The organism is Arthrobacter sp. JZ12 (assembly GCF_035189165.1).
GTDB lineage: Bacteria > Actinomycetota > Actinomycetes > Actinomycetales > Micrococcaceae > Arthrobacter_D.
Genome location: NZ_CP045246.1, coordinates 3,237,494 through 3,251,581 on the forward strand (window position 1 = coordinate 3,237,494; position 14,088 = coordinate 3,251,581).

General features: G+C 64.0%; 16 protein-coding genes. 3 read left to right on the forward strand and 13 right to left on the reverse strand.

Going from position 1 to position 14,088, the window contains the following annotated elements; all coding sequences use genetic code 11:
• Positions 1-305 precede the first annotated feature (305 nt).
• The 5 genes from rplI to GC088_RS15125 form a co-directional block, all read right to left on the reverse strand.
• The gene (gene rplI / locus GC088_RS15105; RefSeq protein WP_323959820.1) at positions 306-755 is read right to left on the reverse strand and encodes a 50S ribosomal protein L9; all 450 of its coding nucleotides are present in this window, start codon (positions 753-755) and stop codon (positions 306-308) included.
• Positions 756-771: 16 nt separating this feature from the next.
• Positions 772-1,011, reverse strand: coding sequence for a 30S ribosomal protein S18 (gene rpsR / locus GC088_RS15110; protein WP_005273147.1), 240 nt, complete (start codon positions 1,009-1,011; stop codon positions 772-774).
• Between the two features lie 101 nt (positions 1,012-1,112).
• Positions 1,113-1,649, reverse strand: a complete 537-nt coding sequence (locus GC088_RS15115) for a single-stranded DNA-binding protein (RefSeq protein WP_323959821.1) — start codon at positions 1,647-1,649, stop codon at positions 1,113-1,115.
• A gap of 54 nt (positions 1,650-1,703) precedes the next feature.
• Positions 1,704-2,009, reverse strand: a complete 306-nt coding sequence (gene rpsF / locus GC088_RS15120) for a 30S ribosomal protein S6 (RefSeq protein WP_323959822.1) — start codon at positions 2,007-2,009, stop codon at positions 1,704-1,706.
• Positions 2,010-2,179: 170 nt separating this feature from the next.
• Complete coding sequence (locus tag GC088_RS15125; protein WP_323959823.1) at positions 2,180-3,463, reverse strand: M18 family aminopeptidase; 1,284 nt, start codon at positions 3,461-3,463, stop codon at positions 2,180-2,182.
• 80 nt (positions 3,464-3,543) lie between these two features.
• On the opposite strand from GC088_RS15125, the gene GC088_RS15130 reads away from it, so the two are divergent.
• Positions 3,544-4,527 (forward strand): zinc-binding dehydrogenase, encoded by a 984-nt coding sequence (locus tag GC088_RS15130; protein WP_323959825.1) that lies wholly within the window; start codon positions 3,544-3,546, stop codon positions 4,525-4,527.
• 24 nt (positions 4,528-4,551) lie between these two features.
• Here GC088_RS15130 and GC088_RS15135 read toward each other — a convergent pair whose 3' ends face one another.
• From GC088_RS15135 to GC088_RS15160, 6 genes are all read right to left on the reverse strand, one after another.
• Positions 4,552-5,184 carry a response regulator gene (locus tag GC088_RS15135; RefSeq protein ID WP_416377543.1) on the reverse strand — a complete coding sequence of 211 codons (633 nt, stop codon included), beginning with the start codon at positions 5,182-5,184 and terminating at the stop codon, positions 4,552-4,554.
• A gap of 47 nt (positions 5,185-5,231) precedes the next feature.
• Positions 5,232-6,488 (reverse strand): sensor histidine kinase, encoded by a 1,257-nt coding sequence (locus GC088_RS15140; protein ID WP_323959826.1) that lies wholly within the window; start codon positions 6,486-6,488, stop codon positions 5,232-5,234.
• 35 nt (positions 6,489-6,523) lie between these two features.
• Positions 6,524-7,414, reverse strand: a complete 891-nt coding sequence (locus GC088_RS15145) for an ABC transporter permease subunit (RefSeq protein WP_323959827.1) — start codon at positions 7,412-7,414, stop codon at positions 6,524-6,526.
• Between the two features lie 2 nt (positions 7,415-7,416).
• The gene (locus GC088_RS15150; protein WP_323959828.1) at positions 7,417-8,370 is read right to left on the reverse strand and encodes an ABC transporter ATP-binding protein; all 954 of its coding nucleotides are present in this window, start codon (positions 8,368-8,370) and stop codon (positions 7,417-7,419) included.
• Positions 8,371-8,473: 103 nt separating this feature from the next.
• Positions 8,474-9,736 carry a hypothetical protein gene (locus GC088_RS15155; RefSeq protein ID WP_323959829.1) on the reverse strand — a complete coding sequence of 421 codons (1,263 nt, stop codon included), beginning with the start codon at positions 9,734-9,736 and terminating at the stop codon, positions 8,474-8,476.
• Positions 9,681-10,307 (reverse strand): GlcG/HbpS family heme-binding protein, encoded by a 627-nt coding sequence (locus GC088_RS15160; protein ID WP_323959830.1) that lies wholly within the window; start codon positions 10,305-10,307, stop codon positions 9,681-9,683. Before GC088_RS15160 ends, GC088_RS15155 begins: the two co-directional genes overlap by 56 nt.
• Positions 10,308-10,473: 166 nt before the next feature.
• On the opposite strand from GC088_RS15160, the gene GC088_RS15165 reads away from it, so the two are divergent.
• Entirely contained in the window at positions 10,474-11,616 is a 1,143-nt protein-coding gene (locus tag GC088_RS15165) for a sensor histidine kinase (protein WP_323959831.1), read from the forward strand.
• A complete protein-coding gene (locus tag GC088_RS15170) occupies positions 11,613-12,242 on the forward strand; it encodes a response regulator (protein WP_323959832.1) in 630 nt (209 codons plus the stop codon). Before GC088_RS15165 ends, GC088_RS15170 begins: the two co-directional genes overlap by 4 nt.
• On the opposite strand, the gene GC088_RS15175 is transcribed toward GC088_RS15170, so the two are convergent.
• Together GC088_RS15175 and GC088_RS15180 are read right to left on the reverse strand one after the other, a co-directional pair.
• Positions 12,243-13,076 (reverse strand): ABC transporter permease, encoded by an 834-nt coding sequence (locus tag GC088_RS15175; protein ID WP_323959833.1) that lies wholly within the window; start codon positions 13,074-13,076, stop codon positions 12,243-12,245.
• Entirely contained in the window at positions 13,073-14,059 is a 987-nt protein-coding gene (locus tag GC088_RS15180; RefSeq protein ID WP_323959834.1) for an efflux ABC transporter ATPase subunit, DrrA-related, read from the reverse strand. Before GC088_RS15180 ends, GC088_RS15175 begins: the two co-directional genes overlap by 4 nt.
• Between the last annotated feature and the right edge of the window lie 29 nt (positions 14,060-14,088).

Below are 14,088 nucleotides of genomic sequence, written 5' to 3' on the forward strand. Positions count from 1 at the left end.
TTTCGTGTTGACAGATGCCGGAAAGGGGCCTACGCACGGCCAATTATGCACTCACTATCCACAAGTTGGCAGCATTCTGAGGGTGAAGGGGCAGCATCGCTGGCTTTCCCCGTTTTGTTCACTGCGATACTTCCGCTCATAGCCAGAACAGAACCGTCCCGACAAAGGTCCCACCTCCAGAATTCCTCGCGTCGGTCATCGATACATGGTGGACGAGAACTTCACCACCGATGCCTGTTGCAGGAACGCAGAAAGCCCCTGCTCCCGTGGGAGCAGGGGCTTTCTCAGCACTGGCGTGCGATCAATCAGCTGGCGACTACGTCCAGGTCGATCACAGCGGCAACGTCTTCGTGCAGACGGACGTTGGCCTGGTAGCTGCCTACCGACTTGATGTGAGGCGGAAGTTCAACCTTGCGCTTGTCGATCGAACCGAGGCCAGCAGCCTCTACAGCCTTCGCTACGTCCTCGGCCTTAACGGTACCGAAGAGGCGACCGGACTCGCCGGCCTTGACGGTCAGCTTGACCGGCTTGGCCTGGAGTGCAGCAGCCTGACGCTGTGCATCCTCAAGCGACGCGTGCTCGCGGGCAGCGCGTGCGGCCTTGATCGAGTCAACCTGCTTTTCGCCGCCCTTGGTCCAGGTCAGTGCGAAGCCGCGGGGCAGAAGGTAGTTACGTGCGTAACCGTTCTTTACCTCGACAACGTCGCCGGCAGCGCCGAGACCGGTGACTTCCTGGGTCAGAATGAGCTTTGCCATGGTGTGTTCCCTTTCCTTAGCCGCGGCCTGCGCCGGAGTAAGGCAGGAGAGCAACTTCGCGGGCGTTCTTGATTGCCTGGGCGATCTTGCGCTGCTCCTGCACGGTCACGCCGGTAACGCGGCGCGCACGGATCTTGCCGCGGTCGGAAATGAACTTGCGCAGCAGTGCTACGTCCTTGTAGTCGATGACGGTAACGTCAGCGGCCTTCAAGGGGTTGGACTTTGGTTTGGGCTTACGGAGTTCAGCCTTAGCCATCGTGGTGCTCCTTATGTCTGGTGGAGCCCGCAGAACGGTTCTGCGGGATGGGTATTACATGTGGGAACGGTGCCGCTGCGGCCCCGTTCCGTTGGAAGGGCCTAGAAGGGCGGTTCGGAGTCAGGGCCGTTGCCCCATCCGGAGGAGTTACCCCCGGCCGGCGCACCCCAGGGATCCTGGGAAGCGCCCTGGTTCTGCTGGCCGCCCCAACCCTGGTTGGAACCACCGCCGAACCCACCGTTGTCACCGCCGAAGCCGCCGCCACCGCCAGAGCGCTGGGTACGGCTCACCTTGGCGGATGCGTAGCGCAGAGACGGACCGATTTCGTCCACCTCCAACTCCATGACGGTGCGCTTCTCGCCTTCCTTGGTTTCGTACGAGCGTGACTTGAGGCGGCCCTGTGCAACGACGCGGGTTCCCTTGGTGAGGGTTTCCGCGACGTTCTCAGCCGCTTCACGCCAGACCGACGCGCGGAGGAACAGCGTTTCGCCGTCTTTCCACTCGTTGGACTGTCGGTCGAAGGTCCGCGGCGTCGAAGCAATGGTGAAATTAGCCACTGCAGAGCCTGACGGGGTGAAACGAAGTTCCGGGTCGCCAGTGAGATTACCGACGACCGTGATTGTGGTCTCGCCTGCCATGGTGCCTCCTACGGTCACTGGTCCACGGTTGTGGACCTGGTTTTATCGCCGAAATTACTCGGCAGAAACCTTCTGCTCCTCGGGGCGGATGATCTTGGTGCGCATGATGGTCTCGTTCAGACCAAGCTGGCGGTCAAGTTCAGCAGCGATTGCCGGGGTAGCGGTGAAGTTGACGACGGCGTAGATGCCCTCGGACTTCTTCTTGATGTCGTAGGCCAGGCGGCGACGTCCCCAGATGTCCACCTTGTCCACGGTTCCTCCGCCGTTGCGAACAACGTTCAGGAACTTCTCAAGGGTTGGCTCAACGGTACGTTCCTCGACATCGGGGTCGATGATTACCATCAGTTCATATGCACGCATTGTGAACCCACCTCCTCTGGGCTAAACGGTCACGGTCCTTCCGCAACAGGAGGTTCTTTTGCGCTGGTCCGTGCCCGACTCCGCTCACTTCGAACGGTTCCTTGGCGACACGGCCTCATCAAGTCTACCGGAACTGGCAGGTCACCCCGAACCCACTGTGGACAACCGCACTACAGTGCCGTCGAAAAGAACCGCTGCACCACCCGGGTGAGTTGGTACGGATCCTCGACCGAGCACAATTCACGCGCCGAGTGCATCGAGAGCAGCGGTACGCCGACGTCGACAGTGCGGATTCCAAGGCGCGTTGCAGTGAGCGGGCCGATGGTGGACCCACACGGCATGACGTTATTGGAAACGAACTCCTGATAGGAGGCACCGGCCTCCCGGCACAACCGGGCCCAGAAAGCCGCGCCCGGCGCATCCGTGGTGTAACGCTGGTTGGCGTTGATCTTGAGGAGAGGTCCTCCCCCAAGGACGGGGTGGTTCGCGGGATCGTGTCGCTCGGCGTAGTTTGGGTGGACAGCATGGCCAGCGTCGGCAGAGACACAGAACGACGACGCGAGCGCCCGCCTCCGCTGCTCGGCATCGGCGCCCAGTCCGTCCGAAATGCGATGCAGGATGTCCTCAAGGAACGGCCCGCTCGCTCCGGACCGCGAGCCGCTGCCCACCTCCTCGTGGTCGAAAGCAGCAAGAACCGCAATCGGTGCGTCACCGGCGTCGTGCCTTGCCGACTGAATCAACGCGGTGAGGCCGGCATGGACGGATGAGAGATTGTCCAGTCGGCCGGAGGCGAAGAATTCGCCGTCAGCCCCGAAAACGCGCGGCTCCTGGGTGTCAGCGACGACGACGTCGAACCCGCCGATGTCGGCTGCATCCAGGTCGGCGTCGACGGCCAGCAACTGCAGAAGGTCAGACCGGGCGGGATCGCCGAGGCCCCAGACGGGATTCATGTGCTGTTGCTTGTCGAGCTTCAGCCCCTCGTTGACCGCGCGATCCAGGTGGATCGCAAGCTGCGGAAAACGCAGCAGCGGACCGGTGTGCACGAGGTGCTCCGCGCCGTCGTGCGTTACGAGCCGACCGGCGAACGCGAGTTCGCGATCGAGCCAGGAGTTCAACAGCGGCCCACCGTAGACCTCGACGCCGGCCTGGAGCCATCCGTGCCGGCCGATGGTCGGCTTCGGCTTCAGTTTGAACGACGGCGAATCCGTGTGCGCACCGAGGATGTGGAATCCCGAGGTTTCGGTTGCCGTGGCTGGAGTGTTCCAGGTGATGAGTGCGCCGTCACGAATCACGAAGAACTTGCCGGGCCCGCCGTCCCAGGCATCCTGCTCATTCAGCTGGGTGAACCCCGCCTTACGCAAACGAAGACCGCCCTCATGTGCTGCGTGAAAACTTGACGGTGAGGCGCTGACGTAGGCCCCGAGATCAGCAATGTGTGCGTGAGCGACAGTCATGCCGGTAAGCCTAGCCAGAAGTCGAGACAGCTAGGGCAAGATGGGATGCGGAGTGAACCCCGACTCTTCAAGGAGCGCCCGTGCGAGCAGCGTATATGCCGGAACCCGGAAGGATCGCGGTCGGCGATTTCCCAGTACCGGAGGCGCGCGGCGAGGGGCAGGTCGTTGTACGGATGGAAGCCGCCTCCATATGCGGCTCGGACATCCACAACATCTTCGACGGCTTCCACAATCCCGCCGCTATCGGCCGCCCCGGCTACCCGGGACATGAAGGCATCGGCACCGTATCGGAGAGCCGTTCCTCCCTCTTTGAACCCGGTGACCGTGTGCTGACAGTGCCCATGGGTCGCGACGGGGCCTGCTTCGCGGAATACCAGCTGATCCCTGATGCCTACCTGCTCCCGGTACCGGACGGCGTCGAAATTCCCAAGGCCCTGATGGCTCAGCAATACGGAACCACCCTTTACGCCATGCGCCTGTTCTGGCCGGATGAGGGGAGGTCCAAGGGTACTTGCGCAATCATCGGGGCCGGATCTGCCGGACTGTTCTTCATCCAGTTGGCGAAAAGGATCGGATTCGCACAGATCCTTGTCTCCGACCTGAGCCCCGAAAGGCTTTCGGTGGCAAAGGAGCTCGGTGCAGACATCATCGTCCACGCTCCCAACGAATCCATCGTCGATGCAGTCGCTGCCGCAACAGGAGGCGAGGGCGCAGATCTGGTCATAGAAGCCGCCGGATACGACCAGTGCAGGGCCGATGCAATCGCGGCGGTGCGGATGCTCGGGGTTGTCGGCTTCTTTGGCTTCCCCGAGCGGCTGGGCAACGCACCGTTTCCGCAGTACGACGCTTTCCGCAAGGTCGCCAGAATCCAGTGGGCGGGCGCAACGCAGGCCGAACCGGGCCTGGTTTCCTTCCGCGACGCCCTCCGGGACATCAGCGCCGGCAGGATCGACGTCGACTACTGCCTCGGAGAACAGTATTCCCTCGAGGACCTCCCCCAAGCCGTTGAGGCCGCCCGCCACCAAAGCCACGGGAAAGTGAAGATCGTCATCGATCTCACCTAGCCGGGACCGTTCCTCAGCCGAGCGCTAGAAGTCGAGCCCCTGGCTTGGGACGACCAGACCGGTTTCATATGCGTAGACAACCGCCTGCACGCGGTCGCGCAGGTGCAGCTTGGTTAGAATGCGGCGCACGTGCGTTTTCACCGTTGCTTCCGAGAGGAAGAAGCGGTGCGCGAGTTCGGCGTTGGAAAGTCCCTCAGCGATCGCCTCGAGAACCTCCAGTTCCCGGGGCGTCAGCTCCTGAAGCAGCGGGTCCCGCGGCGGCTTCGGTGTATCCGGACGCGAGCGAACGTAGGTTTCGAGCAGGCGTTGGGTAACGCGGGGTGCGACCACCGCGTCACCGCTGGCCACCACCCGAACGGCCTGAACCAGTTCGTTCGGGGCGACGTCCTTGAGCAGGAACGCGGATGCGCCTGCCTGCAGCCCGGCGAAGGCGTACTCGTCCAGGTCAAAGGTGGTGAGGATGATGATTCGGGAACACTCGGTGGACGCGGTGATGCGCCTCGTCGCCTCAATGCCGTCCATGATCGGCATTCGTACGTCCATGAGGATGACGTCCGGCCGCAGGCTCTCGGCAAGCCGGGTGCCTTCGGCCCCGTCGGATGCTTCACCGACGATCCGCATGTCATCCTCTCCCTCAAGGATGAGCCGGAATCCCATGCGCAACAGGGGTTGGTCGTCCACCAGGAGGACCCTGGTCGGTTCACTCACGCTGATTTCTCCTCAGGGATCTGTTGTGGAATGTGGAGCTCCGCCGTGACTACCCAGCCTCCTGCGGCGGCGGGTCCGCACCGCACGGTTCCACCGTAGATGGCCGCGCGCTCACGCATGCCGGCGATGCCTTGCCCGGTACCGACCGAGGGTTCGGTGTCCATCGCACCACGGCCGTCGTCGGCCACCCGCACCTTCACCATCTCGCCAAACCTGGCGATCATCACGTCAACGGTGGTCACGGCTTTCGCGTAGCGGAGAACGTTGGTCAGGGACTCCTGGATGATCCGGTACACCGTCACCTGGAAAGCCGTGTCCTCCGGCAGGCCCGGACCGCTGAGCTGGACCCTGATCGGCAGTCCCGCGGCCCGGAAGCCTTCCAGCAAACCAGCGAGCGAACCACCGGCCGGAACCGGTGCCAGCGGTGCCGAATCGGGTCCCTCGCGGAGGACGCCGAGTACCCTGCGCATGTCGGCCAGTGCCGTGCGTCCGGTCGCCGAGAGTTCGGTGAGCACTTCCAGCGCGCGGTCCTGGTCCCGCTTCAGAACGACGCCGGCGCCGTCGGACAGCGCGATCATCACGGAAAGCGAGTGCGCTACGACGTCGTGCATTTCCCGCGCGATCCGGTTGCGTTCGTTCGCTGAAGCGAGCTCGGCGTTGCGCTCGGCCCACTCCCTCAGTTCGTTCTCATGAAGCCGTTCCCGCCGAATGGTGACGCCGACGCTCACGGCCACCACGTACCAGAGCGCCGCGAAGCCCATGACAACCCAGATGAGGTAGGGCGCCTCTTCTGTGATTTCGTTCGGAATGAAGGCGAGCGGCACAACCGAGGTGATCAGGGCCACCACGTAGGCCCAGATGACCATCCGTAGCGGGTAGGCGACCGCCACCGCGTACAGCGAGAACCAGATGCTGATGCCCACGGTGGACCTGGCGTCCGAAAGGCTGAGCGCGATGGGTTCGATTAGGCAGAGCAGACCGAGGACCACCAGCGGATGGGTACGGCGAAAGACCAGGAAGAATGCGGCCGCCGCAATGGGAATGAGGTTCCGGGCGTCGAACGCGTTGTCGACCGGCAGCAGGACATTCGGCAGGCTGGCAAGCAGGAAGATCAGGACGACGACGGCGTCCATCTCCCGCGGATGATTCCGGAAGTACCGGCGAATCGGACCAAGCCGACGTGCATTGATCTCGGTGAAGGAGACCGCGGCCGTTCGCTCCGCAGTCTCCTTCACCGAGGCTTTTTCACTCATGGAGTGAGCTTAGGGGGTGTGCAACGCTGAACTGGTCAGACGTCGCGCTTCTTGGTCACGACCAACGAGATCACCAGCAGGACCAGCGCCCACCCACCCAGGACCAGGGCGCCCTGCCACTGGTTGAGGGCGTCCTCGGCGATGGTCAGGGCAACCATCTGCTCCCCCGCGCTGCTGGGCAGGAAGCGTGCGGCGTCGGGGATCCAGTCTGCGAGACCGGAGAAGATCTGGACGATGATCGGCAGGACCATGAGCAGGCCGATGGCTGTAACCACTCCGCCCGCCGTGTTCCGCAGGAGCGTTCCGATCGACATAGCGATGATGGCCATCAGTGCCAGGACCGCTCCGGTGTTGATGATGCTCAGCAGCACTCCGTCAGTGGTGATGGCGAAGTCGATGCCCTCGGGGGCGAGCAGCGGCTGGGCCACGAAGTACGAGATGAAGGCGGCACCGGCTCCGACCACGAAGGCAATGACCGCGATGATCAGGTTCTTCGCGAGCAGCGCGGGGATCCGTGTTGGAACGGCGACCATGGTGGATCTGATCATGCCCGTACCCCATTCGGAGGCAATCAGGACGACGGCCAGCGAAGCGATAAGGAGCTGCCCGAAAATAATTCCGGCGCTCGGCGCCGTCAGGGCGAGTTCGCCATAGTTGGTGGCAGCAAGCTGAGCCGCGATCTCGGGGTCGGACGAGGTGAAGGACTCCGCGGACGCTGCGCTGGTGGCCATGGACCACGCGAACAAGGCCGAAAGCCCCACCATCACCACGAGCGTGATGGACAGCAGGATCACCGTGGACGGCACGGTGGTTACCTTGATCCACTCGGACTTCAGGACGCGCAGGAAGTTCACGCCCGGACCGTTTGTTGGCAGACTGCGCACTGCGGTTGTTTCGGGAGCCTTTGCGGTAGCGGTGTGTGCCATGGTTATTTACCTTCCTCGACGCCGGTGCCGGCACTTACGCCGGCCAGCGGAAGACTGTGGGATTGGTACTCGACCTCGTCGCTGGTGAGCTGCATGTACGCATCTTCCAGAGATGCCTGGAGCGGGGTCAGTTCGTAGACGAGGATCTGGCTCGCCAGCGCCACCTCGCCGATGCGGCGCGCGTCGGCACCCGTGATCTCGAGAAGTTCAGGTTCCAGCTGTTGGCTGGAAACGCCGTCGGCTGCAAGGGCGCGGACAAGCTCACCCGGGCGGTCAGCCCGCACGCGTGTGCGTGACTGCCCCTGGCTGGCGAGAATCTCGCTGATCGGCGCATCGGCAATGATCCTGCCGCGACCGATGACAATCAGGTGATCAGCGGTCAGTGCCATCTCCGACATGAGGTGCGAGGAGAGGAAGACGGTGCGTCCTTCGGCAGCAAGGCCCTTGGCTAGGTGCCGGACCCACTGCACGCCCTCCGGGTCGAGCCCGTTGACGGGTTCGTCGAGGATGACGGTGTGGGGGTCGCCGAGCAGTGCGCAGGCGATGCCCAACCGCTGTCCCATACCTAGGGAAAATCCCCCCACCCGCTTCTTCGCGACGGGCCCGAGGCCGGTCATCTCAATGACCTCCCTCACGCGGCTGTTGGGGATGCCGTGAGTGGCGGCCATGGCTCGGAGGTGGTTGTAGGCGCTGCGCTTGGTGTGCACCGCCTTTGCGTCCAGCAGTGCGCCCACTTCCCTCAGCGGGGCCGAGTGCTGCGCATAATGCTTCCCATTGACCCGGACGTCGCCGTCGGAAGGATTGTCCAGTCCGACGATCATTCTCATGGTGGTGGACTTGCCGGCTCCGTTCGGGCCGAGAAAGCCCGTGACCCGGCCGGGCTTAACGGTGAATGAGATGTGGTCTACGGCTGTCTTGGCGCCATAGCGTTTGGTCAGCGCTGCTGCCTCGATCATGGTGGGCATCCTTGGGGAAGGAGGAGTTTTCGGAATACTTCAAGCCTAGGAAGATTCCTTTTTCGGGTCACCGATCGGCGGGATGATCCTGCGCCGGTCCGTGTCAGTCGAAAGGATGACCGACGGCGGCGAGCGCCTGTGGCCTTCCCGGTACCTCTATTTCCCGGAGCTCCAGAGTCTGCAGATCGACGACGGTTATGCCGGACCAGTACCCGTCCCTGGTGTATCCGCCCGAGAGCAGGGCGTAATCCCGCCCGGACGCGGGGTCCGTCCAGGCGAGCGCGTTCTCATGCAGCCGGTCCAGCGGCAGGACCCGTTCGGCCCCGGTGCCCAGGTCGCGGAGAGTCAGGTTCGGCTGTCCCGTCGCGGAGCCGAACGGGCCGGTTCCCACCACCAGCAGCCTGCCGTCCGCGAGCGCCGCTCCATGCTCGTGCGAATTGGCAATCATCTCCTCCACCGCCACCGCACCGCTGGAGGGATCGACGACGGCGAGCACCAGGCCCTGGAAAGGCAGCAGGAGGCGTCCGCGGGAGTCCAGTGCGGCGTAGTGGGGTTTCTCCCAGGACGCCAACCCTCCCTCGGTGCCGAATGGAGCCACCTCGATGCGCCGCGCCTTCAGCGTCTCAGTGTCGACAACGTGCACGCTGAATGAATCGTGGTCAACGGTGTAGACCTCGGACCCGTCGGGCGACATGAGGATATCGAAGGGCCGCAGGCCCACCTCCACCGATCCGGTCACTCGTCCAGCGGTGACGTCGATTCTCTCCAACACCGACGTGCCGTCTGTCCGGAGTACCGCCACGTAGGCAGTTGTCCCGTCGGCACTTGCAACGATCCCGGTTCCGCCCGGTCTGTATTCCCCGTATGCCAACCGTTGGGGCGCGTTGAGGTAGGGAATCAGCGCCGTTCGACGCTGCTTCCCGACATCGACCACGGCAACACCTTCCGCAGTGGAGACAAAAGCCATGCCTTCTGTGGCATACACGTCCCATGGCGCCTGCCCGACGGTGATGCTCCCAACCACTGGCTCCTCCGCGTCGCCCGGGTCCACCAGCAGAAGCGAGTCGCCTGCCGCATCGGTGACGGCTATGAGCGCTGGATTGGATGGTTGGGGCGCCGGGACCTTGGAGGGCGCGGGCTCCGGTGGGGATACCGGTGCCGCGGACGACGGCGGCACGGCGGTAGGTGGGCTTCCCGCCCGGGAGGGAGCCGGCGTCGTCGTCTGTGCTGGTGAAGACGACGGCGCCGACTGTGGGGTGCAGGCCACAATCACGAGCACAAGGAGCAGCATGGAGAGGATGCCGCGCAGCCTACCCGTCAAAGGAATCCGCGATAGCGTCGAGACCCGCCTGGGCGCACGCTTCATCGGCGGCACCGTCAGGTGCCCCGCCCACACCAATTCCTGCGATGGGAGCCTCTCCTGCCCTCACCGTGACACCTCCGGGCAGGAACAGGGTGCCCGGGATGTCCCGGATGGTTGCGCCGTCACCCGTTGCACGCTCGCTCAACTCGGAGGTGTTCGCGCCGAACGCCGCCGCGGTGTAAGCCTTCAGTCGCGCCGAATCCTCGGTGTGCTGCGCCGCATTGTCCCCGCGAAGCAGGGCCTGGACCTGACCGAACCGGTCAACGACGGCTACGGATACGAAGGGAAGGTCATCTGACTGACACTGCGCCAGCGCGGCCTCCGCCGCCTGCATCGCCGCCTGGACACTCAGCCGCGACGTGGTGAGGACCGCCTCGCCACCCTGTTCGGAGTCTTCTCCGGCAGGAGCAGTAGACTCCCCCGACGCCTGCTCTTCGGCCGGTGCGGTCGTTGCGGGAGGTTCGGACTCCTGGCCGGTGGCCGTCTCGGTGGACGAACAGGCGGTGACGCCGAGGGCGAGCACAGCAGCAGATGCGAAGGCGAGGGAGACGGAAAAGAACTTGGATGTGGCCATGACGATCCTTTTGGAAGGGCTTAGTTGAGAACTCCCCCAAGTGTCCCAACCGGCCTGCGACCGGCGCGTCGCACCGGCGGACCGGCATGCCTCATCCATTCGTACGACGTTCTCCCCGCCCCCAGCGGGTAAGATCCCAGCAGTCCCGCTACGCGATCGGTTCCCCATGACTCTGCAGCTGCACGGCAAGGCCGCCGTTCTGCGGTGGATGCACGCCGGTTTCTACCTGCTGCTCCTCACCTCCGCGGTCCGCTACCTCCTCTCACACGGACTGGATGAGCAGTGGGTTCTCCTGTTGGCTCTGTCCTTGCTTCTGACATGCGTTTATGCCGGAGGGAGCATGCTTCTGGCTCAAGGTCGATACGCCGGAGCCTGGTTGATGGCGGTGCTGGTCCTGTGGGGACTGCTCGCCTTCATGGCACCCAGCTTTGTCTGGTGTGCCTTTCCCTTGTTCTTTGCATGCCGGCACCTCCTCCGCGGGTGGCAGGCGAGCGTATGCCTGATCGTGGTGGTCCTGGTCATGGTCGCGGCCCTAGCCCGGCTCACGGGAGGTCCCGACGTCGCCCTCATTGTCGGGCCGGTGGCCGTTGCAGCGTTGATGCTGGCGGTCTACAACCGAATCGAACAGGAAAGCCTGGCTCGGCAGAAGCTCGTTGATGAACTCACGGCAGCGCAGGCGGAACTCAGCACCAGCAAGCAGCGTGAGGGTGCCCTGGCCGAGCGCGAGCGCCTCGCCCGGGAGATCCATGACACGGTCACCCAGGACCTGACCCAGTCGGTGCTCCTGCTCGAGGCAGCGGATCAGTTGTGGGATGCAGAGCCGGCGTCGTCCCGTGCCCACGTGACGCAGGCAACGCGCTCGGTTCGGCGCAGCCTGGTGGAAGCACGCAACCTGGTTCACAACCTCACCTCGCCGCAGCTTGACCACCGAAGCCTGACGGACGCCCTCCGCGCAGCCACCGCGGACATCCCGGGCCTGCACCTCAACGTCACAGGCGTTGAGTACCCGCTGAGTCCGGAAATCAACCACGCGCTTCTTCGCATCGCCCAAAGCGCCGCTGCCAACGTAAGACTGCATGCAGGCGCCAGGAGCGCGGTCCTCACCCTTTCCTACCTGTCCGACGGCGTGAGCCTCGACCTGTTCGACGACGGCCGGGGCTTTGACCCCGCGGCCGCTGAAACCCACGGATACGGACTTCGCGCCATGCGCCAGCGCGCGGAGCAGCTCGGCGGGACCTTCACCGTGGAGAGCCAACCGGGTGACGGCACCGTGGTGACGGCATGGCTGCCACTGCAGGAGGGCGCATGACCACGGTGCTGTTGGTGGACGATCATGACGTGGTTCGTGCTGGCCTGCGGGCGATACTCGGGACCCAGTCCGATCTGACGGTGGTCGGAGAGGCGGCGGACGGCGCTGCAGGAGTGCGGGCTGCCGTGGACCTCCGCCCCGACGTGGTCCTCATGGACCTGGCCATCGGATCCGGCCTGGACGGAATCGAGGCCACGCGCAGGATCGTTGCCGAGGCGCCCTCGGTGCGCATCCTGGTGTTCACCACCTACGATTCCGACGCTGACATTGTTCGGGTGATCGATGCGGGTGCCACGGGATACCTGCTGAAGGATTCGACGCCGGCGGAGCTCTACGCGGCTATCCATGCCGCCGCTCGGGGGCAGGCCGCCTTGTCAGCGCCGGTTGCCTCAGTGCTGCTCAAACGCATGCAGCAGCCCAACTCGGCATTGACGCCGCGCGAGGCAGAGATCCTCGAGCTGCTGACCGCCGGTCTCAGCAACCGCGAAATGAGCCGTCAGCTATTCATCAGCGAAACCACAATCAAGACCCACCTGATGCACATCTACCGGAAGCTGGACGTGGACACGCGGTCGGCGGCTATCGCGGAAGCGTCGCGGCGGGGTTGGGTTCGGCATCGAGGCTGATCATCGGGAGCTGATGGAGGTGAATTTCCGTACCGACAGCGGCACGAAGATGGCGAGCATCAGCACGATGCCGATAATCACCGTAATGACCGGGTTCTGCAGGGTCCAGGCCGTGGGTTCGGGAAACTCGGGGTTGGTGTTCCCGAACAGTTGCCGTGCTGACTCCACAAGCGCAGACACCGGGTTCCATTCGGCAATGTTCTTCAGGACCTCCGGCAGGGTGTGAATCGGCACGAAGGCGTTCGAGATGAAGGTCAGGGGGAAGAGGATCATGAAGGAGGCGTTGTTGATGACCTCCGGGCTGCGGACGCTCATGCCCAGTAGAGCCATGACCCAGCTGAATCCGTAGGAGAAGAGCAGCAGGACCAGGACGCCGCTGATGAAGCCTCCGAGGGATGTAGTCACCCGCCAGCCCACCAGCCAGCCGGTGCCCATCATGATGAGCATGGAGATGCTGTTGATGACCAGGTCGCCGTTGGTGCGGCCGATCAGCACGGCGGCAGGGCTCATGGGGAGGCTGCGGAAACGGTCGATGATGCCGTCCTTCAGGTCCTGCGCCATGGCAGCACCGGAGAAGGTTGACCCGAAGATAACAGTTTGCGCGAAGATTCCGGCCATCAGGAAGTTCACGTAGTCGGGCACGTTCATTGCCCCGGCGTAGACCTGGCTGAAGAGGAGCACGAACATGATGGGCTGGAGGATGGTGAATACCAGGATCTCGGGTACGCGCTTGATCTTGATCAGGTTCCGGCGGGTGGCAATCCAGCCGTCCGACAACAGCTGGGTGAAGGGTGTGCCGACACTCTGGTAGGCCGACTGGCTGACGGCGGTCATTTGGCTTTCTCCATTTCAGCGTTGGTCCTCGCCGCCTCAGCCTCAGCCTTATGACCGGTCAGCTTCAGGAAGACGTCGTCCAGGGTGGGCCGGCGCATTCCGGCGTCGTGCAGTTGAATGTTGGCAGCCCCGAGATCGGAGAGCACGTACTGCAGCGCGCGCGGCCCCTCAACCACCGCCACTTCAACCGTCCGGTCATTGACAGAAGGCGAGCCGTCGCCGTGGCGGCCAAGAATCTCGCGGGCCGCACCGGCGTCGGCCTCGTCAACCAGCGTCACGACGATGCGGTGACCGCCGATCTGCGCCTTGAGCTGGTCCGAGGTGCCCTCGGCGATAACCTTGCCGCCGTCGATCACGGAGATCTCATCGGCGAGGTGATCGGCCTCCTCAAGATACTGGGTGGTAAGCAGCAGGGTGGTTCCCGCGTTCACGAGCTGATTGATGATGTCCCAGAGCGCAAGGCGGCTTCGGGGATCCAGACCGGTGGTGGGTTCGTCGAGGAACAGGATCTTCGGGTTGATGACCAGGGCGCCGGCAAGGTCGATCCGGCGACGCATGCCGCCGGAGAAACCCTTGACCGGGCGGTTGCCGGCCTCGGTCAGCTCGAACTGCTCAATCAGTTCGCGGGCCCGCTGGCGGGCGGTGCGGGCTCCCAGGTGGTAGAGCCGGCCCACCATCTCGAGATTCTCGAACCCGGTGAGGTTCTCATCCACCGCGGCGTACTGTCCGGACGCGCCGATGATTCGACGGGCAGCTTTCGGGTTTCGGACTACGTCGATGCCGTCGATGTGTGCCGTGCCCTCATCCGGCTTGATGAGCGTGGTAAGTACCTTGACCGCGGTTGTCTTGCCGGCTCCATTGGGTCCGAGCAGCGCCTTGACCGTACCCTCGGGAACCGAGAGGCTGAGCCCCGCGAGCGCATGCACCGGGCCGCTTTTCGATGAGTATGTCTTCTTCAGACCTTCGGCCTGGATGATAGTCATGGGATCGACCCTAGGTACTCGAAGTAGTG